Origin of the sequence: Sulfitobacter sp. G21635-S1, from assembly GCF_027213915.1 — a bacterium.
Taxonomy (GTDB): domain Bacteria; phylum Pseudomonadota; class Alphaproteobacteria; order Rhodobacterales; family Rhodobacteraceae; genus Sulfitobacter.
The window spans coordinates 218,893-242,937 of the sequence record NZ_JAPWGV010000003.1; the positions used below are offsets into that span (position 1 = coordinate 218,893).

At 64.6% G+C, this 24,045-nt stretch carries 23 protein-coding genes; 12 read left to right on the forward strand and 11 right to left on the reverse strand.

Annotation, left to right across the window (positions count from 1 at the left end; all coding sequences use genetic code 11):
- Positions 1–14: 14 nt before the first annotated feature.
- The gene (locus tag O4H53_RS05155; RefSeq protein WP_269361847.1) at positions 15–1,559 is read left to right on the forward strand and encodes a trimethylamine methyltransferase family protein; all 1,545 of its coding nucleotides are present in this window, start codon (positions 15–17) and stop codon (positions 1,557–1,559) included.
- 78 nt (positions 1,560–1,637) lie between these two features.
- Here O4H53_RS05155 and O4H53_RS05160 read toward each other — a convergent pair whose 3' ends face one another.
- Entirely contained in the window at positions 1,638–1,943 is a 306-nt protein-coding gene (locus O4H53_RS05160; protein WP_269361866.1) for a DUF6477 family protein, read from the reverse strand.
- Positions 1,944–2,337: 394 nt separating this feature from the next.
- On the opposite strand from O4H53_RS05160, the gene O4H53_RS05165 reads away from it, so the two are divergent.
- On the forward strand, positions 2,338–3,327 hold the full coding sequence (locus tag O4H53_RS05165) for a DUF6456 domain-containing protein (RefSeq protein ID WP_269361868.1): 990 nt from the start codon (positions 2,338–2,340) through the stop codon (positions 3,325–3,327).
- A 90-nt stretch (positions 3,328–3,417) separates the two neighbouring features.
- Positions 3,418–4,371, forward strand: a complete 954-nt coding sequence (gene lipA / locus O4H53_RS05170; RefSeq protein WP_269361870.1) for a lipoyl synthase — start codon at positions 3,418–3,420, stop codon at positions 4,369–4,371.
- Between the two features lie 23 nt (positions 4,372–4,394).
- Here the strand turns inward: lipA and O4H53_RS05175 are convergent, their stop codons facing one another.
- From O4H53_RS05175 to hpt, 5 genes are all read right to left on the reverse strand, one after another.
- The gene (locus tag O4H53_RS05175; protein ID WP_269361871.1) at positions 4,395–5,447 is read right to left on the reverse strand and encodes an FAD-dependent oxidoreductase; all 1,053 of its coding nucleotides are present in this window, start codon (positions 5,445–5,447) and stop codon (positions 4,395–4,397) included.
- A gap of 153 nt (positions 5,448–5,600) precedes the next feature.
- Positions 5,601–6,473 (reverse strand): cytochrome c, encoded by an 873-nt coding sequence (locus tag O4H53_RS05180; protein WP_269362081.1) that lies wholly within the window; start codon positions 6,471–6,473, stop codon positions 5,601–5,603.
- 16 nt (positions 6,474–6,489) lie between these two features.
- A complete protein-coding gene (locus O4H53_RS05185; protein WP_269361872.1) occupies positions 6,490–6,963 on the reverse strand; it encodes a c-type cytochrome in 474 nt (157 codons plus the stop codon).
- Between the two features lie 123 nt (positions 6,964–7,086).
- A complete protein-coding gene (locus O4H53_RS05190) occupies positions 7,087–7,260 on the reverse strand; it encodes a hypothetical protein (RefSeq protein ID WP_205388325.1) in 174 nt (57 codons plus the stop codon).
- Positions 7,257–7,793 carry a hypoxanthine phosphoribosyltransferase gene (hpt, locus tag O4H53_RS05195; RefSeq protein WP_114277598.1) on the reverse strand — a complete coding sequence of 179 codons (537 nt, stop codon included), beginning with the start codon at positions 7,791–7,793 and terminating at the stop codon, positions 7,257–7,259. Before hpt ends, O4H53_RS05190 begins: the two co-directional genes overlap by 4 nt.
- 69 nt (positions 7,794–7,862) lie before the next feature.
- Between hpt and O4H53_RS05200 the strand changes: the two genes are divergently transcribed.
- Both O4H53_RS05200 and O4H53_RS05205 read left to right on the forward strand, forming a co-directional pair.
- On the forward strand, positions 7,863–8,315 hold the full coding sequence (locus tag O4H53_RS05200; protein WP_269361876.1) for a type II toxin-antitoxin system RatA family toxin: 453 nt from the start codon (positions 7,863–7,865) through the stop codon (positions 8,313–8,315).
- Entirely contained in the window at positions 8,312–9,589 is a 1,278-nt protein-coding gene (locus O4H53_RS05205) for an MmgE/PrpD family protein (RefSeq protein ID WP_269361878.1), read from the forward strand. Before O4H53_RS05200 ends, O4H53_RS05205 begins: the two co-directional genes overlap by 4 nt.
- Here the strand turns inward: O4H53_RS05205 and O4H53_RS05210 are convergent.
- From O4H53_RS05210 to O4H53_RS05225, 4 genes are all read right to left on the reverse strand, one after another.
- Entirely contained in the window at positions 9,571–10,752 is a 1,182-nt protein-coding gene (locus O4H53_RS05210) for an ammonium transporter (RefSeq protein ID WP_269361880.1), read from the reverse strand. The genes O4H53_RS05205 and O4H53_RS05210 overlap by 19 nt on opposite strands.
- A 138-nt stretch (positions 10,753–10,890) precedes the next feature.
- Positions 10,891–11,367: a CinA family protein gene (locus O4H53_RS05215; protein ID WP_269361881.1), complete on the reverse strand. Its 477-nt coding sequence runs from the start codon at positions 11,365–11,367 to the stop codon at positions 10,891–10,893.
- A complete protein-coding gene (locus tag O4H53_RS05220) occupies positions 11,364–11,858 on the reverse strand; it encodes a phosphatidylglycerophosphatase A family protein (protein ID WP_269361883.1) in 495 nt (164 codons plus the stop codon). The genes O4H53_RS05215 and O4H53_RS05220 overlap by 4 nt, the downstream gene beginning before the upstream one ends.
- Entirely contained in the window at positions 11,855–12,985 is a 1,131-nt protein-coding gene (locus O4H53_RS05225) for a bifunctional 2-C-methyl-D-erythritol 4-phosphate cytidylyltransferase/2-C-methyl-D-erythritol 2,4-cyclodiphosphate synthase (RefSeq protein WP_269361885.1), read from the reverse strand. Before O4H53_RS05225 ends, O4H53_RS05220 begins: the two co-directional genes overlap by 4 nt.
- A gap of 180 nt (positions 12,986–13,165) precedes the next feature.
- Between O4H53_RS05225 and dusB the strand changes: the two genes are divergently transcribed.
- The 5 genes from dusB to ntrX all read left to right on the forward strand — a co-directional run bounded on the left by dusB (position 13,166) and on the right by ntrX (position 20,367).
- Entirely contained in the window at positions 13,166–14,152 is a 987-nt protein-coding gene (gene dusB / locus O4H53_RS05230) for a tRNA dihydrouridine synthase DusB (protein ID WP_269361887.1), read from the forward strand.
- Entirely contained in the window at positions 14,149–15,222 is a 1,074-nt protein-coding gene (locus O4H53_RS05235) for a two-component system sensor histidine kinase NtrB (RefSeq protein WP_269361889.1), read from the forward strand. Before dusB ends, O4H53_RS05235 begins: the two co-directional genes overlap by 4 nt.
- Before the next feature lie 3 nt (positions 15,223–15,225).
- Positions 15,226–16,599, forward strand: coding sequence for a response regulator (locus O4H53_RS05240; protein ID WP_269361890.1), 1,374 nt, complete (start codon positions 15,226–15,228; stop codon positions 16,597–16,599).
- A gap of 112 nt (positions 16,600–16,711) precedes the next feature.
- Complete coding sequence (locus tag O4H53_RS05245) at positions 16,712–18,958, forward strand: sensor histidine kinase NtrY-like (RefSeq protein WP_331284220.1); 2,247 nt, start codon at positions 16,712–16,714, stop codon at positions 18,956–18,958.
- Positions 18,955–20,367: a nitrogen assimilation response regulator NtrX gene (ntrX, locus tag O4H53_RS05250; RefSeq protein ID WP_269361893.1), complete on the forward strand. Its 1,413-nt coding sequence runs from the start codon at positions 18,955–18,957 to the stop codon at positions 20,365–20,367. The genes O4H53_RS05245 and ntrX overlap by 4 nt, the downstream gene beginning before the upstream one ends.
- A 142-nt stretch (positions 20,368–20,509) precedes the next feature.
- On the opposite strand, the gene O4H53_RS05255 is transcribed toward ntrX, so the two are convergent.
- The gene (locus O4H53_RS05255; protein WP_114277273.1) at positions 20,510–20,983 is read right to left on the reverse strand and encodes a hypothetical protein; all 474 of its coding nucleotides are present in this window, start codon (positions 20,981–20,983) and stop codon (positions 20,510–20,512) included.
- 127 nt (positions 20,984–21,110) lie between these two features.
- Here O4H53_RS05255 and trkA point away from each other — a divergent pair, with 127 nt between their 5' ends.
- Together trkA and O4H53_RS05265 are read left to right on the forward strand one after the other, a co-directional pair.
- Entirely contained in the window at positions 21,111–22,487 is a 1,377-nt protein-coding gene (trkA, locus tag O4H53_RS05260; protein WP_114277272.1) for a Trk system potassium transporter TrkA, read from the forward strand.
- Between the two features lie 3 nt (positions 22,488–22,490).
- A complete protein-coding gene (locus O4H53_RS05265; protein ID WP_269361896.1) occupies positions 22,491–24,041 on the forward strand; it encodes a TrkH family potassium uptake protein in 1,551 nt (516 codons plus the stop codon).
- Positions 24,042–24,045: the final 4 nt, after the last annotated feature.

Consider the following 24,045-nt stretch of genomic DNA (forward strand, 5'->3'; position numbering starts at 1 on the left):
GTAAGGGTCATATCATGGCGGAATCAGCACGGCGCGGACGGACACGGGGTGGCGGCGGTGCAGCGCGCCGGGCGGAGCGCACGGCGGTCTCTTTCGAAACCGCGCGCTTTATCGAACGCAACATTCCAAACTTCGAAGTGTTGAACGAGGAAGCGCTGCAGATCATCGAACGCAACGCGGATATCATCCTCGAAGAAGTGGGTGTCAATTTCCCCGAAAATCCCGAAGCCCTGCAGATGTGGCGCGATGCGGGTGCGGATGTGCGCGGCGAACGGGTGCATATCCCCAAAGGTCTGGCCCGCAAGCTCTGTGCCACGGCACCGTCCAGCTTTACCCAGCATGCCCGCAACCCCGAGCGCAATGTCGAGGTCGGGGGCCGCAATCTGGTGCTGGCACCGGTCTATGGCCCGCCCTTCGTGCGCGATGCGGCCGGCGGACGGCGCTATGCCACCATGGCGGATTTCAACAAGTTCGTGAAACTGGCCTATATGTCCAAGTGGCTGCACCATTCGGGCGGCACGGTCTGCGAGCCGACGGATATTCCCGTCAACAAGCGGCACCTGGACATGCTGCACGCCCATATGACGCTGAGCGACAAGCCCTTCATGGGATCGGTGACCGAACCCAGCCGCGCGCAGGATTCGGTGGATATGTGCGGGCTGCTCTTTGGTGAGGATTTCGTTCAGCAGAACACGGTGATGACCTCGCTGATCAACATCAACTCGCCGATGACCTTCGACGATGTGATGATGGGCGCGCTCAAGGTCTATGCCGAGAACAACCAGGCCTGCATCATCTCGCCCTTCATCGTGGGCGGTGCGATGGCGCCGACAACCGTGGCCGGGACTCTGACGCAGGTGCTGGCGGAAACCCTGGCCGGTGTCGCCTACAGCCAGTTGTGCCGTGCCGGTGCGCCGATTGTCATGGGGGCCTTCGTGACCTCGATCGACATGAACTCCGGCGCGCCCACCTTCGGCACGCCGGAGGCTGCGCATATCACCTATGGCGCGGGGCAGCTTGCCCGGCGGCTGAACCTGCCCTACCGCTCTGCGGGGTCCTTCTGCGGGTCGAAACTGCCTGACGCGCAGGCCGCCTATGAGACGGCGAACAGCCTGAACATGGGCCTGCTGTCCGGAGTGAACTTCATGTTGCACTCCTGCGGCTGGCTGGAGGGGGGGCTTGTGGCCTCCTTCGAGAAATTCGTGATGGATGCGGATCAGCTGGGCATTCTGCACCATTTTGCCAAGGGCGTCTCCATGGACGAGAACGGCCAGGCGATGGATGCGATCCGCGAGGTTGGCCCCGGCGGGCATTACCTGGGCTGCGCGCATACGCAGGCCAACTTCAAATCGGCCTTCTGGAAATCCGATCTGCTGGACTACAAGCCCTTCGAGACATGGGAAGACGAAGGCGCGCGCGACACCACGCAGCTGGCCACGATCCGGGTGGAGAAGATGCTGGCGGATTACCAGCAGCCCGCGCTGGACCCGGCGATCCGCGAAGCGCTGGATGCCTATGTGGCGCGCAAGAAGTCCGAAGCGCCCGACAGCTTCATGTAAGGCTGCAGCCGGGCCGGTTGTTCCGGTCTGGCAGCTTGGATGACCCGGCCGCCGCCCCGGTGGCGGCCCATTTACCCGTCACGTCACGCTGCGGGGCGCTGCATTGACCGCGCGCAGCACCCGCGCCTCACCCACCATGGCAATCAGCACGTCGATGTGCCGGATCAGGCTGTAGCCTGCATCCGCGCGCTTGCGTTCATCCTCCAGCAGGGCCTCGATCTCCATCAGGCGCAGCAGGGCTGCGCTGTGGCGGGGCAGCACGCCATAGCCCAGCAGCCGGGGCAGATGGCTGGAGCGGCGGTAGTTTTCCGCCCCGATGCGCGCGGCGCGCATCATCAGTTGCGGGCGGTGCAGGGCGCTCAGCATGGAAAAGATATCTTGCATGGCAGTGGTCCTTTTCTGGTCGGGATGGCGGAATCGCTGCCTCCGTTTTGCCACAACTCAAGCGGGTGTTGCGCCCTCCCGGAGAGGGTCGTGCGGCGCCTTCACCAGTGTTTAGACTTTCGAAACAATGATTGAGAAACCGAAAAAGTTTTAACGATCAGGTAACCAGTGCACCCATAGGTTGCGATTTGTCCACCTGTGGATAACTCGTCAACCTACGGAAACAACAATGTAAAATAGAGTGGTACGCGTTTTGTCAGCTAAGAGTGCTCATCAACCGTTAAGCCTGCCGGACTGGGTGCCGGAAGGCGCAATTCATTATCTGGCCCATACGGAGCAGGGACGACCAATGCGGGAACTCGCCCGAAGTGCGGGATGTCACGCTTCCACAATCATGCGTCAGATCCGCCGGATCGAGACCCGCCGTGACGATCCGCTGGTGGATGCCGCATTGCAACGCCTGGGCGCGGAACGCCGACCGACCGGTGCCGGGAAAAACGCCTTAAAGGAGGAACTGCCAATGGCCCAGCCCGCCCACAAATCCGTCCCCGACGAAGCCGCGCTGACACAGGAGGCGATGCGCATCCTGCCCAGGCTGTGCGAAACCGGCGCGGTGCTGGCCATCGCGGCAGACATGGAAAAGGCCGTGGTGGTGCGCGATACCGCATCGGGGGGCAGCACCCGGACCGCTGTGGTGGATGCCGCGGTGGCACAGGCCATGGCGTTGAAGGACTGGATCGCCCCCTCCAATTCCGGGCGCATCATCCGCTACCACATCACCACCGCGGGCCGAAGCGCGCTGGGGGGGATGATCGGGGCAGAGGGGGGCATGCCGCGTGGCACCCAGGGCTTTGCCGAAGCCCAGACCGGATTTGACGGCGCTGATGCGGGCTGGCGGGACGACAGCGGTGAGGCCGCATGCAGCCACCGCCAGAAAATGCGCTATTCACTGGCCGAAAGCCCGCTGATCGCCTTGTCGCGGCGCAAGGACAAGAGCGGAAAGCCCTTTCTGAGCGATGCGCTGGTCCATGCAGGCGAACGCCTGCGCGAGGATTTCGAACTGGCGCAGATGGGCACGCGGGTGACCCAGAACTGGCAGGGTTTCCTGACCGCGGGCACGCAAGGCGGCACTTGCGGGACGCGCGCGATACCGGACAGTGCCGGGGCGGCGCAGGCACGGGTGACGGCGGCGTTGCGCTATCTCGGGCCGGGGCTGTCGGATGTGGCGCTGCGGTGCTGTTGCTATCTCGAAGGGCTGGAGACCACGGAAAAACGTCTGGGTTGGTCGGCGCGGTCCGGCAAGATCGTGTTGCGCATCGCGCTGATGCGCCTGAAGCGGCATTATGACGAAACCATCGGCCCGGGTGGTCCGATGATCGGATAGCATCGCACGGGTGCAAGGCAGCATTGCGCGGCATGGGCTTTTGTTGGCGCAAAGTTGTGTTACATAGATCGCAAGCAATGTGAGGTCCCCATGCGCGATCTGAAAATCCCCGAACAGCGCCACCCTGAAAAGGCGCGCAAGCCCGACAATGCCCAGCCCAAGAAACCGGACTGGATCAGGGTCAAGGCCCCCGGCGGCAAGGGATATGCCGAAACCGCGAAGATCATGCGCGACAACAAGCTGACCACGGTCTGCGAAGAGGCGGGCTGCCCCAATGTCGGCGAATGCTGGAGCCAGGGCCACGCCACCATGATGATCATGGGCGAGGTCTGCACCCGCGCCTGCACTTTCTGCAACATCGCCACCGGCAAGCCGCCCGAGGCGCTGGATGTGTTCGAGCCGGGGCGGGTGGCCGATGCGGTGGCCAAGCTGGGGCTGAACCATGTGGTCATCACTTCTGTCGACCGCGACGATGTGGCGGACGGCGGGGCGGAGCATTTTGCCCAGACCATCCGCGCCATCCGCAAGCGCAGCCCCGGGACCACCATCGAGATTCTGACACCGGATTTCATCCGCGCCGATCCCAAGGTGCTGGAAGTGGTGGTCGAGGCGCGTCCCGATGTGTTCAACCACAACCTTGAAACCGTGCCGGGCCTTTATCCGGAGGTCCGCCCCGGCGCGCGTTACTTCCACTCCCTGCGCCTGTTGCAGCGGGTGAAGGAGCTGGACCCCTCGATGTTCACCAAATCGGGTATCATGGTGGGGCTGGGCGAGGATCGGCAATCTGTCATTCAGGTGATGGAGGACATGCGCGCCGCGGACATCGATTTCCTGACCATCGGCCAGTATCTGCAGCCGACGCCGAAACACCACCGCGTCGACCGTTTTGTGCATCCGGACGAATTTGCAGCCTATGAAAAGGCGGCCTATGGAAAGGGGTTCCTGATGGTTTCCGCCACGCCGCTGACCCGGTCGTCCTATCACGCGGGCGATGATTTCACCCGCCTGCGCGAAGCGCGCAACCGCAAGCTGGGGCTGGCCTGATTTCAACGAAAACCGGAAGCGTTTCAGCCGCTGACGAAATAATGCACCGCCGCCCGCTGGAACGGCGGGACCGCGGCGACCAGTTTCATCACCCAGGGCATGACCATCCGGCGCAGCGGGCTTTTTGACTGCACCGCCTTGCGCACGGTCTCGCTGAAGGCCAGCACATGTGCCCCTTCCGCATGGCGCGCGGCGTGATAGCCGGCAAGGCCCCCGTCAACCAGCCGCCCGGCAAGGTCGGCCGCATCCGCGATGCCGAGGTTCATGCCGCGCCCGCCTGCCGGGGAATGGCAATGTGCGGCATCCCCGGCGAGACAGACCCGGCCCACCGCATAATCCGTCACCTGCCGCACCGAGATGGTGAAAGCGCCGCTGCGGCGGATGTTGGTCACGTTCATCGGCACCGGCAAGGCGGCAAGCGCGTCGGGCCGGCTTGCGATCACCCGGAAGCGCGCAGCCTCCAGCGGGGCGACGATGCAGATGTCGCCATGGGGCAGCAGGAAGCCCTGGAAGCACTGCGGATCACGCCAGTCCGGGCTTTCCACATCGGCGATGGACCATTGGCCCGGCAGGTCGAAGCCGGGAAATTCCAGCCCCAGCGCCGCGCGCACGGCGCTGTGGGCCCCGTCGGCACCGATCACATGGTCGAAGGGTGATTCTGTCCCGCCCATCTGCACGCGTGCGCATGTTTCATCCTGGGTCAGCCCCTCGAACGGCGTGTCATATTCGATCTTGCCGCCATACCGGGCAAAGGCGCGGGCCAGGAAATGCTCCGTCCGGTCCTGCGGCAGTCCATAGAGCCGGGATTTGTCATCGAAATTCAGGGCAAGTTTCGCGATCCTGCGGGGGCCTGAGTGAAAGGCGACGCCGTCAAAACAGACCGCTTCCTTGCGGATCTCCTCCGCCGCGCCGGAGGGGGTCAGAATATCCATCGTGCGCTGCTGGATGCCGACGGCCCGGCTCAGGTTCGAGGGGCCGGACCTTTTGTCGATGATGCGCGGCATGACGCCCCGGCGCGCCAGTTCCACGGCTGCTGTCAGGCCGGTGGGACCGGCCCCCACGATCAGAATCTTCATGACCGCCTCCTGCTGATGCTGTTCAGAAACTGGCCACAATCCGATGTGAAAAACAAGGAGGCCAGAAACGGCTCAGGCGGCACTACATCTTGTCCCCCTTTCTTTTTGGCCATAAATATCCATCCCGCACTCTCACCATGCGGGACGGCCGCGTCAGGGCAGCGCCTTGAGATAGGCCGCTATCGCCGCCCGGTCGCCTTCGGGCAGTTGCGACATGTTGTCCACCACCGATGCCATGGTGCCGCCGACGCTGTCGAAATCCGGGGTCAGACCGCTTTCCAGGTAATAGGCGATGTCATCAGCCGACCAGTCCAGACCGGCGGGCGTGATATTGGGAATACGCCCCTTGCCGGAGGGGTTGGGCGCGCCACTCAGCCAGGCATCGCGCTGCAACCCGCCGAAAGGCCCGCGCGGCGTGTGGCATTCGGCGCAATGGCCCAGAGCCTCGACCAGGTAGCGCCCCTGTGTCACCTGCTCCGACATCTCGCCGGTCATCACGAAACTCTCATCCAGATAGAGCAATTTCCACAGGCCCAGGCCGCGCCGGATGTTGAAGGGGAAACCCACGTCATGCGGTTTGCTGGGTGTGTCCGACACTGGCAGGGTCTGCATATAGGCAAACAGATCCGCCACATCGGTGTCTTCCATGTGGATATAGGTCGTATAGGGGAAGGCGGGGTAATAGTGCCGCCCGTCGGGCGAGACCCCCCGGGTGACCGCGCGGGCGAAACCGGGCAGATCCCATCCGCCGATGCCTTCCGGCCCGGGCGAGATGTTGGGGGCGTGGAAGGTGCCGAAATCGCTGGCGAACCCTTCGCCGCCCGCGAGGGTCAGCTTGTCGTCACTTCCGGGTGCGGCATGACAGGAGGCACAGCCGCCCGCGTGAAAGATGCGCGCGCCGTTTTCCGCATCCGCCACATGCCCACCGGCAAAATCGGCATCAAGCGGGGCAGGGCGTGTCAGCACCCAGAACACCCCAAGGCCAATCACCGCCAGCAGGCAGATCGCAATCAGAAAACGGCGCAACATTCAGGTCCGGTGATCAGTTTTCGGGGCCGCGATAGGTTTCGTGGCAGGCCTTGCAGGCGCCGCCGAGATCGCCCATCCCGGCGCCCACGGCTGCCGCATCCGATGCGCCGACCAGCGCGCTGGCGGCTGTTTCCAGCTTTTCAAAGGCGGCACCGAAACCTTCCGGATCGCTCCAGATTTCGGGTTTGGCGCGGGAATCGGCGGCGGCACCCTGTTCGGTGCCCTCGATCCACAGCGTTGCCCGGTCCATCGCGGCCAGAGAGGCGATGTTCATGGCTGCGGCGTCGACCATGGCGGAATCATAGTCCATTTCGCCCTTGGCGATCCCGCCCAGGATGCCGGTGTGATAGGCGATCATCTGCATCATCGCATGGCGCGCCTCGACGCTCTTGTTTTCGCCGCCCCCGTGGCTGGCGGCAAAGCCCGCCGTTGCGATCACACCGCAGACAATCGCGGTGACGGTCCGGGTGGTGAAGCTCTTCTGCATGGGTTGATCTCCGTGTCTGAATGGCAAAAGTGAAATTTAACAGGTTCTTGCCGCAGCATGCCACGGACCATGTAAGCTGCCAAAAACATTTTCGTGATCGGCGGAAACATCCCGTAGCGCGGGTCAGAACCGGCGCGGCACACGTTCTGTCGTGGCCCAGTCGGGCCACCATCCCATCCATTGGATCCCGGCGATGAGCAGCGCCAGCGCAATGACCGCAAAGACCAGTATCACCCGTTTGACCGAGGGCGGGTGATGCGCCCATTTCGCCATGCGCAAGAGCCAGATCGGGTTCATGTGAAACGGACCTTTCCGATGAAGGGCAGGTTGCGGTTGCGCTGAGCATAATCGATGCCATAGCCCACGACAAATTCATCCGGAATCTCGAAGCCGGTCCAATCCGCCTTCATGTCCACCTCTCGGCGGCTGGGCTTGTCCAGCAGCGCGATGGTTTTCAGCCGCGCAGGTTCGCGCGATTTCAGCAGGTTGGTGACATGGTGCAGCGTATGGCCGGTGTCCACGATATCCTCGACCACCAGCACGTCACGGCCTTCGATGGCGCCGCGCAGGTCCTTGAGAATGCGCACCTCGCGGCTGCTTTCCGTGCCGTCGCCATAGCTGGAGGCCTCAAGGAAATCGACCTCGATCGGCAGGTCCAGCTCGCGCACCAGATCGGCGATGAACACGAAGGAGCCGCGCAGCAGCCCCACCACCACCAGTTTGTCGGTGCCGTCGAATTCATCATGGATCGCGCGGCACAGCGCTTCGATCCGGGCGGCAATCGCCTTGGCCGAGATCATTTCATCAATCACATAGCGACGATCTGTCATGACCATTGGCCCTTGATTTCATGGCGTTTACCGGAGACATAGGGCTAACCCGAGCAGACCCGGAACGCAATGCCGACCCATTCAGAGACCAAAGAGCTGCCCTATACCGCGCAACAGATGTACGATCTGGTGGCGGATGTGGGCAAGTACCCCGAATTCCTGCCCTGGACGGCGGCCGCGCGCATCCGCAGCGATGAACGGATTGGCGACCATCGCGTGATGGATGCCGATCTGGTGATCAGCTTCAAGGTGTTCCGCGAGCGATTCACCAGCCGCGTGACGCTCTGGCCCGATCAGATGAAGATCGACACCGAATATCTGGACGGCCCGTTCAAATACATGCTGTCGAACTGGCGGTTCGAGGATGCGCCACAGGGCTGCAAGGTGCATTTCCACGTCGATTTCGAATTCCGCAACCGGATCTTGCAGGGCATCATCGGCGTTGTCTTCAACGAGGCCATGTTGCGCGTGGTGAAAGCCTTTGAAAAACGGGCAGAGGCGCTTTACGGATCGGGTGCATGAGCACCATCACCGACCAGCTGATCCGTTTCCGCAAGGCAGAGGTTCCGGCCGAGGCTGCCGTGATGATGCGCCTGTCGCTGTTCGATTGGGCCGCCTGCGGCATTGCCGGGGCGCAGGCCGGTGAATTCGACGATTTCGCCGCCGCGCAACGTGCGATGGGCGCGGGGCAGGCGCAGATCTTTGGCGGGGGCACGGCAACGGCGCCCCTGGCCGCGCTGGTCAACGGCACGCTGTCCCATGCGCTGGATTACGACGACACGCATTTCGCCCATATCGGCCATCCTTCGGTTGCGGTGCTGCCTGCGGTTCTGGCGCTGGCGCAGGAGCTGCGCGCGCCGCTGGACGAGGTGGTCGATGCCGCGACGCTGGGGGTTGAAGCCTCGATTCTCGTGGGGCTCTGGCTGGGGCGCAGCCATTATCAGGTGGGCTATCATCAGACCGCCACGGCGGGGGCCTTCGGCGCGGTCATGGGCTGCGCGCGGCTGCTGGAGCTGGACAAACGCCAGTTGCGGGCGGCGCTTGGCCTTTGCGCCAGCATGGCCTCGGGGCTGAAATCGCAGTTCGGCACCATGGCAAAGCCGCTCAATGCCGGTCTGGCCGCCCGCACCGGGGTGGAGGCGACGCTTTGGGCGCAGGCCGGGATGACGGCGGCAGAGGATGGTCTGGCGGGACCGCTGGGATTTGGCCCCACCCATCACGGCGAGGCGGCAGAGGTCAGCGCGCCGAGGGGCAGCTGGCGGATCACGGAAATCAGCCACAAGTTTCACGCCTGCTGCCACGGGCTGCATGCGATGCTTGAGGCGCTGCGCGGTGCCGATCTGGATCTTGAGGCGGTGGAGAGCATCCATATCCGCACCAATCCGCGCTGGATGAGCGTGTGCAACATCGACGCACCGACCACGGGGCTGGCGGCCAAGTTCAGCTATGCCCAGACCTGTGCCATGGCACTTCTGGGCCATGACACCGGCGGCATTGCCAATTTCACCGATGAGATCGCCAAAGACCCGGAGATTGTTGCGCTGCGTGACAAAATCCGCGTCAGCGAAGAGGCGCGCCTGTCAGAGACGCAGTCCGAAATCGCCGTCTCTTTCACCGGCGGCGCGATGCGGCGGCTGAAGCATGACCTGTCGGCGCCGATGCCGCTGGAGGTCCGCGCGGCGAAACTGCAGGACAAGGCGGTGGCCCTGCTGGGCGAGGACCACGCCGAGGCGCTGTGGCTGGCGGCGCAGGGCGATGACCTTGGCGCCCTCATGGATCAGCTGGTCAGGTCGTAGGCCCGCTCCCCGTGGCTGGACAGGTCCAGCCCGTTTGATTCCGCTTCCGCATCCACCCGCATCGGCACGATGGCGCGGCAGGCATAGGCGATGACCAGTGTCACGACCGTGGTGAAGATGCCGACGATGGCCAGCGATCCCAGTTGTGCGGCCCAGGTGCCTGCACCCAGTGCCGCGATCATCACCGTGCCGAAGATCCCGCCGACGCCGTGGACCGCAAAGACATCCAGCGTGTCATCGACCTTCAGCTTGTTGCGCACCAGCGTGACCGCTTCCTGACACAGCACGCCGGCAATGGCGCCGATCAGCAGCGCGGCCCAGGGCCCCACGAAACCCGATGCCGGGGTGATCGAGGCGAGGCCGGCAATGGTGCCGGTCACCAGACCCACCAGCGAGGCCTTGCCGAACTTGATCCGTTCCCAGAGCGCCCAGGTGAGCGAGGCGGTGGCGGCGGAGATATGGGTCACGGTGATCGCCATGGCCGCGCCCCCGTCGGCGGCCAGTTGCGAGCCGCCGTTGAAGCCGAACCAGCCGACCCAGAGCATCGCGGCCCCGATCATCACCATTCCCGGGTTGTGCGGCGGTTTGCTGTGGTCGCGGCGCGCGCCCAGCATGATCGCCAGGATCAGCGCCGCGATCCCGGCGGTTTCATGGACAACGATGCCGCCCGCGAAATCGCGCACCCCCGTCTCGCCAAAGATGCCGCCATCGGCCAGCATCCCGCCGCCCCAGATCCAATGCACCACCGGCGCATAGCACAGCAGCATCCACAGGCCCGAGAACAGCAGCAGGAAGGCGAAATTGATCCGCTCCACATAGGCGCCGACGATCAGGGCGGGGGTGATGATGGCGAATGTCATCTGAAAGGCAAAGAACAGGATTTCGGGCAGGGTGCCGCTGAGGCTGTCGATGGTGATCCCGCTCAGCCCTGCCTTGCCCAGCCCGCCCCAGATGCCGCCGGTGCCGGGGCCAAAGGCGATACTATAGCCCAGCAGGAACCACAGCACCGACATCAGGCAGGCGATGGCATAACAATGCATGAAGACGCTGAGCACGTTGCGCGCGCGCACCAGCCCGCCATAGAACAGGGCAAGCCCCGGTAGGGTCATGAAAAGGACCAGCGCGGTTGCGGTCATGATCCAGGCGGAATCAGCGGCATTCATAGGGTGTCTCCGGGTCAGCGTCAGGGTTGCCGCACCTTGGGCAAGCGGAACGCCCGGAAAAGACTCAACATGCCTATTTTGGCATCTTTTTTGAAAATGCCGATAATTTGGGCGACTGCAGGGGTGCTTTGCCCGGTATCAGGGCAGGCTGAAAAGTCCCTGCACCAGCAGCGTCAGGGCATGGTCGCGGGCAGCGGTGCGCACCCGGCTGCGGCCCATGGCGCCGAATTCCTGGGTTGTGGCCCAGAGCTGATCGCCTGCCGCGAGGCCGAAACAGACGCGGCCTTCGGGCTTGTGCTCGGACCCGCCGGGGCCAGCGATCCCGGTGATGGAGACGGCCACCTGGGCCCCGGAATGTGCCAGCGCGCCTGTTGCCATTTCGCGCGCGACCTCTTCTGAGACCGCGCCGAACATCTGCAGGCTGCTGGGGCGCACGCCCAGCATCTTCATCTTGGCGGCATTGGTATAGGTGACGAATCCGCAGTCGAACATCACCGAGGATCCGGGCACTTCGGTCAGCGCGGCGGCGACCAGCCCGCCGGTGCAGCTTTCGGCGCAGGAGACAAGGACGCCTTTTTTCTGTGCCAGTTCAATAATCTGCGCTGCAATGCTCATGTCAGAACCCCGTGGTAGAGACCGGCCAGAACCATCACGCCCAGGGCTGCAAAAATGCCCGCGATCACATCGTCCAGCATCACCCCCAGCGCATCGCCGCGCGCATCGGCCCTGCCGACCAGCCAGGGTTTCCAGATGTCGAAGAGACGGAAGAGGAGAAATGCGGCGATCCAGCCGGGCCACATCACCAGCATGTCCAACCCGCGCGTCCAGGCGGCATAGGACAGGGGCAAAAGGGCAATCCACTGGCCCACGACCTCATCCACGACGATTTCGGAAGGGTCGTGATCATCGCTGCCCGCCGTCATCTTCGCCGTGGCCCACCAGCCCTTGGCGAAACCCGCGACAACCGCCAGCACCAGCAGGGGAAAACCGCCGAGAACATGCAGCAGCCAGCCCCAGGGCAGCGCCACAAGCGAACCCCATGTGCCGGGGGCGGGGCGGATGTAGCCGACGCCAAAAACGGTTCCGATCATCTTTGCGATGTTCATGATTTCACCAATGTTGCCGTGGCCATACAGGCGATCCCCTCACCGCGTCCGGTGAAACCCAGCCGCTCGGAGGTGGTGGCCTTGACCGAAACACGCTCAACCTCCAGCCCCAGCAGCCCCGCCATGACGCGGCGCATTTCCGGGGCATGGGGGCCGATCTTGGGCTGTTCGCAGATCAGGGTGCAATCCACATGGGTGATCGCGAATCCGGCCTGGGCGGCAAGCCCGGCGGCATGGCGCAGGAAAACCTCGCTGGCGGCGCCTTTCCACTGCGGATCCGAGGGCGGGAAATGCTGGCCGATGTCGCCCATGGCCAGCGCGCCATAGATCGCGTCGGTCACCGTATGCATCCCCACATCCGCATCCGAATGGCCCACAAGGCCCTGATCATGCGGGATGCGCAGGCCGCAGAGCGTCACATGATCGCCGGGGCCAAAGGCATGAACGTCAAATCCGTTGCCTGTTCTGATGTCCATCCGGCCCTCCAGTATCCGCGCGGCGCGGGCGAAATCGCCGGGCGTCGTGATCTTCATGTTATCGGCGTCGCCGGGGGTGATGGCAACCACAATGCCCGCCGCCCGTGCCACCGCCACATCATCCGCCGCCGGGCCGTCATATGCCGCATGGGCGGCGCGGATCACGGGCAAGTCAAAGCCCTGCGGCGTCTGGGCGGCAAAAAGCCCTTCGCGGTCCTGAGTGCCGGTGACACGCTGCGCGCCGCCCTGCCACAGCGCATCTGTGACCGGCAGGCCGGGGGCAGCGGCGGCGTGATGCTCCAGCGCCGCGATCACCTCTGTGATGACCTGTTGCGGGACGCAGCAGCGCGCCGCATCATGGATCAGGACCTTGCCGCTGTCGGGCAGCAGTGCAAGCCCCGCGCGTACCGATGCGGCCCGGTCCGACCCGCCTGCGGCCACCGCGATGCCCGCCTCCCGGAACGGTGCGGCCTTGTCCAGGTCATCGGGATGCAGCACCAGCGCGATGGTGTCGACGGCGGGATGCGCCCGGAATGCGGCGATGGTATGGGCCAGCACGCTGCGCCCCGCGACCCGCTGCCATTGCTTGGGCAGATCGCCCCCGGCGCGGGTGCCGCGCCCGGCCGCCACGATAAGGGCGCAAATGGTCATGAAGGGCTCTGATCGTGCATGAAACCTGTCTAGGCAATGTGGCCTGAAGGCGCAATCGTGCAAGTGCGCTGCCTAAATATTAGGCATTTCGGGCTGTACTGTGGTATTGGGGGGCGATAATTCATTGAGGTATCAGGGGGGTGACGATAGACCTGACCCAAGCGCACAAGGATTAAGCATGTGACCGCGACACGCCTGCCAAATGACCTCTTTCCTCCGGTGTTCCTCGCCCCGATGGCCGGAATCACCGATCTGCCCTACCGGACGCTGGTGGCGCGCTTTGGCGCGGGGCTGGTGGTGTCCGAGATGGTTGCGAGCCAGGAATTGCTGAGCCGCCGCCCTGGCACCCGCGAAAAGGCCGAGCTGGGCCTGGGTGTCGAGGGCACCGCCGTGCAGATCGCGGGCCGCGAGGCTGCGCCGATGGCGGAGGCCGCGCGCATGATCGCGGGGCAGGGCGCGCGGATCATCGACATCAACATGGGCTGCCCGGCCAAGAAGGTGACCCAGGGCGCCTCTGGCTCCGCTTTGATGAAGACCCCGGATCACGCCCTGCGCCTGATCGAGGCGGTGGTGGCGGCGGTGGACGTGCCGGTCACGCTCAAGACCCGGCTGGGCTGGGACGACGAGATGCTGAATGCGGCGGACATCGCGCGCCGCGCCGAGGCGGCAGGCATCTGCATGATCACCATCCACGGCCGCACCCGCTGCCAGTTCTACAAGGGGCGGGCCAACTGGCGCGCGATCCGCCGGGTGAAGGATGCGGTGGAGATCCCGGTGATTGCCAATGGCGACATCACCAGCCCGCGCGCCGCGCGCAGGGCGCTGGACCATTCCGGCGCGGATGGGGTGATGGTCGGGCGCGGGGCGCAGGGGCGGCCCTGGTTGCTGGCACAGGTTTCCCATGCGCTTTACGGCACCCCGGAACCCCGGGTGCCGCAGGGCAAGGGCTTTGCCGACATGGTTGAGGAACATTACGAAGCGATGCTTGGCTTTTACGGCGTTGAACTGGGGGCGCGTGTCGCCCGCAAACATCTTGGCTGGTACATGGATACCGCTGGCACCCCGGCGGAACTGCGCCGCGCGGTGCTGACCGGGGCGACACCGGGCCGGACCGTCAAACTGCTGCGCGAGGCGATGACTGCCGACCGCGCATTGGTGGCCGCATGAGCATGGACCGCCAGATCTGGGCCTCTTTGCCGATCCCCAGTTTCGTGATCGCGCCCGACAACAGGATCGACGCGATGAACCCCGCCGCCGAAGGCTTTCTCAACGCCTCTGCCAAACATGTGAAGGGCAGCCCGGTGTGGGACATGATCGCCGTCGACGATCCGCTGGAAGAAGCCTTTGAGCGTGCGCGCGAGAGCAACACGCCTTTGTTCGTCAATGACATCGACGTGGGATCGGGCCAGCGTGCCCCGCTGAAATCCTCGCTCCAGATCGCGCCGCTGTCGGGGCGTGCGGGCTATATGCTGATGATGATCAGCCCGCGCGAACTGGCCGGGCGCATGACCCAGAGCCATTCTGTCAAATCCGCCGCGAAATCCGCCATCGGCATGGCCGAGATGCTGGCCCATGAGATCAAGAACCCGCTGGCGGGCATCACCGGGGCGGCGCAGCTTTTGTCGATGAACCTGAACGCGGATGAGCTGGAACTGACCGATCTGATTGTCGCGGAAAGCCGCCGCATCGTGAAGCTGCTGGAGCAGGTGGAGCAATTCGGCAATCTGACCGAGCCGGTGCGCAAGCCCGTGAACCTGCATGACGTGCTGGACCGCGCCCGGCGCTCCGCGCTGCTGGGCTTTGGTGCGCAGATGAAGATCATCGAGGATTACGACCCCTCGCTGCCGCCCGCACTGGGGGACAAGGACCAGTTGCTGCAGGTGGTGCTGAACCTGCTCAAGAACGCCTCGGAAGCCGCCGGAGAGGGGGGCGGGACGATCCGCCTGCACACCTATTTCGAACATTCCTTCCGCCTGCGCCGCGCCGATGGCTCCGGCCAGTCGCTGCCCCTGCAGATCGAGGTGATCGACGATGGTCCGGGGCTGCCGGACCACATCAGGTCGGTGATCTTTGATCCCTTCGTATCCGGGCGCGAGAACGGCACCGGGCTGGGGCTGGCGCTGGTCAGCAAGATCATTTCCGAACACGACGGCTGGATCTCGGTGGACAGCACACCGGGGCGCACCGTCTTTCGCATATCGTTATCCCGCGCCCCGGCGCATCAAGAGGAGATATAAGACATGGATGGTACCGTACTGGTCGCCGATGACGACCGCACGATCCGCACCGTGCTGACACAGGCCCTGACCCGCGCGGGATGCAAGGTGCATGCCACCTCAAGCCTGACGACGCTGATGCGCTGGGTCGGTGAGGGCAAGGGCGACGTGGTGATCACCGATGTGGCCATGCCCGATGGCAACGGTCTGGAGATGCTGCCGAAAATCTCGCAGGACAGGCCGGATATGCCGGTGATCGTGATTTCGGCGCAGAACACCATCATGACCGCGATCAAGGCGGCGGAGGCGGAAGCCTTTGATTACCTGCCCAAACCCTTCGATCTGCCCGATCTGATGAAACGGACCGCCCGGGCGCTGGACCGCAAGGGCGCGACCCGTGCGGCCCCCTCCGGCAAGACCGGCACAGAGGAACGCGACGACCTGCCGCTGGTGGGCCGGACACCGGTGATGCAGGCGCTTTACCGGCTGGTGGCACGGGTGATGAACACGGACCTTCCGGTGCTGATCTGGGGCGAAAGCGGCACCGGCAAGTCGCTGATCGGCCGCGCGATTCACGACTTTTCCGACCGCCGTTCGCTGCCTTTCGTGACCGTGACGGGTGCCGATCTGCAAGAGCTTGAAGGCCCCGCGCGGGTGCTGGCGCGGGTGCGTGGCGGCACCCTGCTGATCGACGAGATCGCGGACATCGACCATGAGATTCAGGCCCGCATCGCGCGGATGATGGATGCGCCGGGCGAATATACGCCGCGTTTCCTGGCCACCAGCCAGTCCGACCTTGCCGCCGCGATGAAGGCGGGCACGCTGCGCCGCGATCTTTATTACCGCCTGTCCGGCGCCACCCTGCATGTGCCGGCGCTGCGCGACCGGGTTGAGGACATCGACCTGCTGGCGGCGCATTTCCTGGAAAAGGCCGAAGGATCGGTTTCCACCCTGCCGCGTCACCTGTCCGAGGGAGCCTCCAAGGTCTTTGCCAATTATCCCTGGCCCGGCAATGTGCGGCAGCTGGAACATGCGATGCGCCAGCTTGCCCTGACCAGCCGCGCCGCCGAAATCTCGCAGGCGGAGGCCGAACAGGTGTTGGGGGCGCAGCCCTCGCCGGAACCCTTGAGCACCCAGGCCAATACGGAGCGGCTGGGCCAAAGCGTGGAACGTCATCTGCGGCGATATTTTGACCAGCATGGCGCAATGCTGCCGCCGCCGGGGCTTTATGCGCGGATCCTGCGCGAAGTGGAGGCCCCGCTGATCGAGATCGCCCTCGGGGCGACCTCGGGGAATCAGGCGAAATGCGCCGATCTGCTGGGCATCAACCGGAACACCCTGCGCAAGAAAATCACCGACCTCGATATTGAGGTGACACGGGGTCGCAAAATGATGTAAAAGCGCCACATAACCGTGGCCATCGTGTCTCAGCTTAACGTTGAATGCGATCAGGACCACATAATATGGCGGTTGATGCACCCGTGCATCACATCATCGGCGAGGATAGCGGGTGGCATCCCGGTCACGCAGCATCACCTTGGAAAGTCTGGGCCGTCTGCGGCGCGTGAAACGCGTGCGCAATCTTGCGACCCTGGGGCTGGTGGTTCTGGGGCCGGTCCTGGCCATGGCGACCTATCTGATTCTGGGGCCGCTGGGGCAGGGGGCCAATACCCCCAGCCTGCGTCTGATCCTGCTGACCGATCTGGTCTATGTGCTGCTGATCGCGGCCCTTGTGCTGAGCCAGGTGGCGCGACTGGTTGCGGCACGGCGTGCCAAATCCGCCGGTTCGCGGCTGCACCTGCGGCTGACCGGGGTGTTTGCCCTGATGGCGCTGATCCCCACGGTCAGCGTGGCGGTCTTTGCCGGTCTTACGGTCAATGTGGGTCTGGAGGGCTGGTTTTCGGACCGGGTCCGCTCGGTGGTGGAAAACTCGCTGACCGCAGCACAGGCCTATGAGAATGAACAGCGTGAGGGGCTGCGTGAGGACGCGCTGGCGCTGGCGCGGTTCATTGACCAGAACATCGTGGCCGGGCGTGTGCTGACCGATCGAGAGCTTCTGACCGAGGGGCAGCGGCAATCCCAGCGGGGCCTGCGCGAAGCCTATCTGATTGACGGCACTGGTCAGATCCGGGCGCGGGGCGCGCGGTCCTACCTGTTCAATTTCGAGGAACCGAGCACCGAACAGATCGTGGAATCGCGCGGGGCCCAGGTCCTGGTGATCGAGGATTGGCCAAACAATGAATTCCGCGCCCTGGTGCCGCTTCAGGGGGCGGTGGACCGTTACCTTTATGTCAGCCGGGATGTCGATGGCGATATCCTGTCGCTGCTGGATGAAACCCAGGAAACCGCACGGCTCTATCAGCAGCTGGAGAAGGACCGGGGCAGGCTGCTGTTTGAATTCGGCCTGCTTTATGTCGGCTTTGCCGTGATCCTGATCCTGGCGGCGGTCTGGCTGGGGCTGTGGTTTGCCGAACGTCTGTCCGGGCCGGTGGGGCGGCTGACCGGGGCGGCGCAGCAGGTCGGTGCCGGCGATCTGAACGTGCAGGTGCGCGAAGAGGACGGCGACGATGAAATTGCCATGCTGGGCCGCTACTTCAACCAGATGACCACCCAGCTGCGCGGCCAGCGCGAAACGCTCTTGGACAACAACCGTCAGATCGAACGCCGCAGGCGGCTGTTCGATTCGGTGCTCTCTTCTGTCACCTCCGGGGTGGTGGGGCTGGACCCCGAGGGCAGGGTGACCTTCGTCAACCGCTCCGCCATGCGCCTGCTGGACTGGACCGAGGAACAGCAATCGCTGTCGCTGACGGTCGCGGTGCCGGAATTCGGGCCGCTGTTCGACACGCTGTCCAGCGGTGGCGGTGAGGCCACCACCGGCGAGGTCAAGGTTTCCCGGCAGGGTGCGATGGAGAACCTGCTGGTCCGCATGGCCACCCGGCGCAGCGACAACGGCAGGCTTGAGGGCTATGTGGTGGCCTTTGACGACGTGACCGACCTGGTCAGCGCGCAGCGCATGGCCGCCTGGGGCGACGTGGCGCGGCGCATTGCCCATGAGATCAAGAACCCGCTGACCCCGATTCAGCTGTCTGCCGAGCGGATCAGGCGCAAGTTCGGGTCGCAGATGCAGGGCGATGATGCCGAGAAACTGGACCAGATGACCGGCGTGATCATCCGCCAGACCGGGGACCTGCGGCGCATCGTTGACGAATTCTCGAAATTTGCCCGGATGCCGGAGCCCGAAACCGCGCAGGAGGACCTCTGCCAGCTGCTGCGCGACGCGGTGTTCCTGCAACAGGCAGGCCAGCCCGGGGTGCGGATCCGGGCCGAAGTGCCGGATTATCCGGTGCTGTCCCAGGTCGATGCCACGATGATTTCGCAGGCGCTGACGAACCTGATCAAGAACGCGGGCGAAGCCATTGAAAGCCTGAAGGAAAAAGGCGCGCCGGATGACCTGGTGCCGCAGATTTTCGTCAGGATGGTTCCGGGCGAGACAACCGCCCGCATCTCCATTGCCGACAATGGCATCGGCCTGCCCGAAGACCGGGCACGGCTGTTTGAACCCTATGTGACGACGCGCAGCGAGGGCACCGGCCTTGGCCTGCCCATCGTCAAGAAGATCATCGAGGAACATGGCGGCAGCCTGACCCTCGAAAATGCCCCCGTATTCGAGGGGCAAAACCACTTTGGCGCGATGGCGGTGATTACCCTGCCGATCGTGCCAACCCAGACCCCGGCCCAGATGGAGGAAACCGCATGAGTGACATTCTGATTGTTGACGATGAGAAGGACATCCGTGAGTTGATTTCGGACATCCTGGAGGACGAGGGATATGCGACGCGGCTGGCAGGCGGATCGGACGAGGCGATGGCCGCGATCAACACCGAGCCGCCGGCGCTGATGATCCTCGACATCTGGCTCAAGGACAGCCGGATGGATGGCATCGACATTCTCAAGACCGTCAAACGCGACAACCCGGATGTGCCGGTGGTGATCATCTCGGGCCATGGCAACATTGAGATCGCGGTGGCGGCGATCAAGCAGGGGGCCTACGATTTCATCGAGAAACCCTTCAACATCGACCAGTTGCTGGTGGTGATCCGCCGCGCCATGGAAACCTCGCGCCTGCGCCGCGAGAACCAGACCCTCAAGCGCAAGGATATCGTGACCTCGGAGATGCTGGGCAATTCGGCGGCCTTTCGCGCGCTGATCGGGCAGCTGGACAAGGTGACGAAATCGAATGGCAGGGTGATGCTGAGCGGGCCTGCCGGATCGGGCAAGGAAATCGCGGCGCGTTATATTCACGCCCATTCCAGTCGCGCGCAGGCGCCCTTTGTTACCGTGAACTGCGCCGGGGTTGCCCCGGACCGGATGGAAGAAGTCCTGTTCGGCCGCGAAGGGGCCGACCGGGGCGTGGAGCCGGGCCTGCTGGAGCAGGCCCATGGCGGGGTGATCTATTTCGACGAGGTGGCGGACATGCCGCTGGGCACCCAGTCCAAGATCCTGCGGGTGCTGGTGGACCAGCAATTCACCCGTGTCGGCGGCAACGACAAGGTGCGCGTGGACCTGCGGGTCATCTCATCGACCAACCGCGACCTTGAGACGGCGATCCGGGCCGAAACCTTCCGGCAGGAGCTCTATCACCGGCTGAACGTGGTGCCGATTACGGTGCCTTCGCTGGAGGAGCGGCGCGAGGATATTCCGCTGCTGGCGGAACATTTCATCGCCGAATTCAACCGCAGCCAGGGGCTGCCCCAGCGGGCGCTCAGCGATGATGCGATTGCCCTGATGCAGACCATGGTTTGGCCCGGCAACGTGCGCCAGCTCAAGAACCTGGTGGAACGGGTGCTGATCCTGGGCGAGGGCACCGGCCCGATCGAGGCGCGCGAACTGCCCGGCGAGGAAGAGCGCGGCGAGGACGATGGCCGCGTGGTGCTGTCCGGTGCGCTGGCCACCCTGCCGCTGCGCGAGGCCCGCGAAGCCTTTGAGCGGGAATATCTGCTGACCCAGATCAACCGCTTCGGCGGCAATATCTCGCGCACCGCGAATTTCGTCGGCATGGAACGTTCGGCGCTGCACCGCAAGCTGAAGTCGCTGGGGGTGGTGACCTCGGCCAAATCCGGGGTGCGGGTGGCCCATGTGGACGAGGAACAGGCAACGGCGGAGTGATCCGGGGGATGGCTGCCAAGGACCCGGGCCATTGTTTCGCCCGGCGCTGATGTTGGACTGGGGCTCTGCCCCAGACCCCGGGAATACTTAGGGCCAAAAAGAAAAGCGGGTTGTTGGCAGGACACAGGTCTTTGCGTGCGGTTCAGCCGCGGTTGACGATCTGGAAGCTGCCGTCGCGGTTGCGGATGGCGCAGGACTCCGGACCCAGTGCCGGCAGCACCCTGGTGGCGGCGGGCGGGGCGGCGCGCGCCACATTGTCCGGGCAGGGCGGGATCGACACGGGGGCATAGCCCCTGTCGGCCATGCATTGCTGTTCGACCCGTTTGCGCAGGCCATCGTTGGGATCGAAGCTGATGGTCTCGCCGGGGATGTAATATCCCGGCACCACCGTGCAATTGCCCGCCGAATCGCAGCGCCTGCGGGGCGGGATGAATTCGGGCGGCAGCCGTCTGACCTGCGTGCTGGCGGGCACATCGCGCAGCGCGGCAACCTGGCAGGCGGTTGTGTCGCGGTTCAGCCGGTCGACCGCCACGCCGGGTTTGTAATAGGTCGTCAGCGGCGCGCAGCTTGCCGCCACCCCCAGACCGAATATCGCTGCCATCCAGATGCGTTTCATGCAACCATTCTGCACCGGGCGCGGGGCAAAGGCAATTGCCGCCCCTTGCCAAGCTTTGCATCATGCCCTCTAACCGGGGCAGGATACGCGGGGTGTCTTCACGCGGGGCAACAGGTAGGGATGCGCCATGAAAGTGATCATTTGCGGCGCGGGACAGGTCGGCTGGCAGATTGCCCGCCATCTCAGCGGCGAACGGAACGACGTGACCGTTGTGGACAGCAATGCGGACCTGATCCGGCGGGCCACCGACACGCTTGATGTCCAGGGCATTGCGGGATTCGCAAGCTATCCCGATGTGCTGGACCGGGCCGGGGCGCGCGATGCGGAGATGATCATCGCCGCGACCCATTCGGACGAGGTCAATATGGTGACCTGCCAGGTGGCCCATTCGGTGTTCGGCATCAACCGCAAGATCGCGCGGCTGCGTTCGCAAAGCTATCTGGATGCGATCTATTCCGACCTTTACCGGCGCGACCACATGCCCATCGACGTGGTGATCAGCCCCGAAAAGGAAGTGGCCGCCGCCGCCCTGCAGCGTCTCTCGGCCCCTGCCGCCTTTGACACCGAGGTGTTCATGGACGGCAAGGCGCATCTGCTGGGCATCACCATCGACCAGGATTGCCCGGTGGTGAACACGCCGCTGCGCCAGTTGACGGATCTGTTTTCGACGCTGCGGGCGGTGGTTGTCGGCGTGCGCCGGGACGGGACCCTGTTTGCGCCGGAATCGGCGGACCAGCTTTTCGTGGGCGATGACACCTATGTGTTCTGCCATCACGAGGATATTTCCCGCACGATGGAAATCTTCGGCAAGCGCACCTCCAAACAGGAGCGGATCGTGCTGGTTGGCGGGGGCAATGTGGGGCTGACCGTGGCCCAGCATCTGGAAAGCGGTGCCAGCCGGATGCGCACCAAGATGATCGAGAAGAACCGCAAATGCGCCGAGCGCGCGGCGGAGGCGCTGGAGCGGACCATCGTGCTGAACGGCGACGGGCTGGATGCCGCGCTGCTGGCAGAGGCGGGCATCAGCCGCGCCGATGCGATGCTGGCGGTGACCGATGACGACAAGACCAACCTGCTGTCCTGCGTGCGCGCCAAGGCCGAGGGCTGCCCCTTTACCATCGCGCTGATCAACGACCCCACGCTGGTGCCGCTGATGACCCCGCTGGGCATTGATGCCTATATCAACCCGCGCGCCACCACGGTCAGTTCGATCCTGCGCCATATCCGTCACGGCCGGGTGCGCGCGGTCTATTCCATTGGCGATGCCGAGGCCGAGGTGATCGAGGCCGAGGTGCTGTCGACCTCGCCCATTGCGGGTCGCACCGTCTCGGAGATCGAGTTTCCCGAAGGGGTGCTGGTGGGCATGTTGCGCAAGAACGGCAAGATCGTGCGCCCGCTGGCCAATACCCGCATCGACGAGGGCGACACGATTGCGGTCTTTGCCCTGGCCGGGGATGTGCCCAAGGTCGAGCAGCTGCTGCAAGTTTCCATCGACTTTTTCTGAGCCATGAGACCCGCACACCACAGGCAAAAGACGACGCTGCGCAACAGTTTCCTGGAACTGCCCCTGTTCCTGCTGATTTTCGGCGTGGCCTGCGCCTCGATGCTGGTGCCGGCGCTGCACGGGTTTGCGGTGAATGACCATGGCACCTCGCAGGCCTTTCTTTATGCGGGGGTGCTGGGGCTGGTGGCCTTTTCCCTGATTGCCATCGCACATGCGGGGCGCGCGCCGCGTCACGGCACGCTGGGGCCCCTGATGTCGCTGCTCTCGGCCTTTGTCTTTCTGCCGGTGATGCTGGCGCTGCCCTTCGTGGAGGCGCTGCCGACGACACGTTTCGTCAATGCCTATTTCGAGATGGTCAGCGCCATCACCACCACCGGGGCCGCCATGTTCCAGGAACCCGGACGGCTGAGCCCGACGCTGCATCTGTGGCGTGCCCAGGTCGGCTGGATGGGGGGGCTGCTGATGTGGGTCGCGGCATCGGCGATCCTTGCACCGCTGCATCTGGGTGGATTCGAAGTGACCTCCCAGGCCGAGCCGGGGCGGCGCGACACCTCCTCGTCGCGGATGGCCCCGATGAGCCCGCGGCTCCGGCTGATCCGGGTGACGATGACGCTGCTGCCGATCTATGCCGGGCTGACGCTGCTCTTGTGGCTGCTGCTGCTGGCAGAGGGGCAGGCGCCGCTGGTGGCGCTGTGCCATGCGATGTCGGTCATGGCCACTTCCGGCATCTCGCCGGTGGGCGGGGTCCAGAACACCGGCATCGGCCTGTCGGGCGAGGCGGTGATGGCGCTGTTCATGCTGTTTGCCCTGTCGCGGCTGACCTTTTCCAAGGACACGGTGACGGCGACGCAAGGCGGGCTGCGCACCGATCCCGAGTTCCGCATCGGCATCTTCATCACCCTGGCGGTGCCGCTGGTGCTGTTTGCCCGGCATTTCATCGGGGCCTATGACGTGTCGGCGATGGAGAATCTGGGCCAGGCGGTGCGCGCGCTCTGGGGGGCGCTGTTCACGGTGCTGTCCTTCCTCACGACGACGGGGTTTGTCTCCGTCCACTGGATCGAGGCGCAGAACTGGTCCGGGCTGCCGACGCCGGGGCTGATCCTGATGGGGCTGGCGCTGATCGGGGGCGGCGTGGCCACCACCGCGGGCGGGGTCAAGCTGCTGCGGGTCTTTGCGCTTTATCAAAATGGCGCGCGGGAGATGGAGCGGCTGGTGCATCCTTCCTCGGTCAGCGGGGCCGGGGCTGCGGGACGGCGGCTGCAATCCAACGGGGCCTTCATCGCCTGGATCTTTTTCATGCTCTTTGCCCTGTCGCTGACGGCGGTGACCCTGCTGCTGACCCTGACCGGTGTGCGTTTCGACAATGCGGTGGTGCTGTCGGTCGCGTCGCTGGCGACCACCGGGCCGCTGATCGAATATGCCACCGATACGCCGATCCGGCTGATCGAACTGACGGTCTCGGCCAAGGCGATCCTCTGCGGTGCGATGGTGCTGGGACGGCTTGAAACTCTGGCCATTATCGCGCTGCTGACACCCGACCTGTGGCGCGGCTGACACT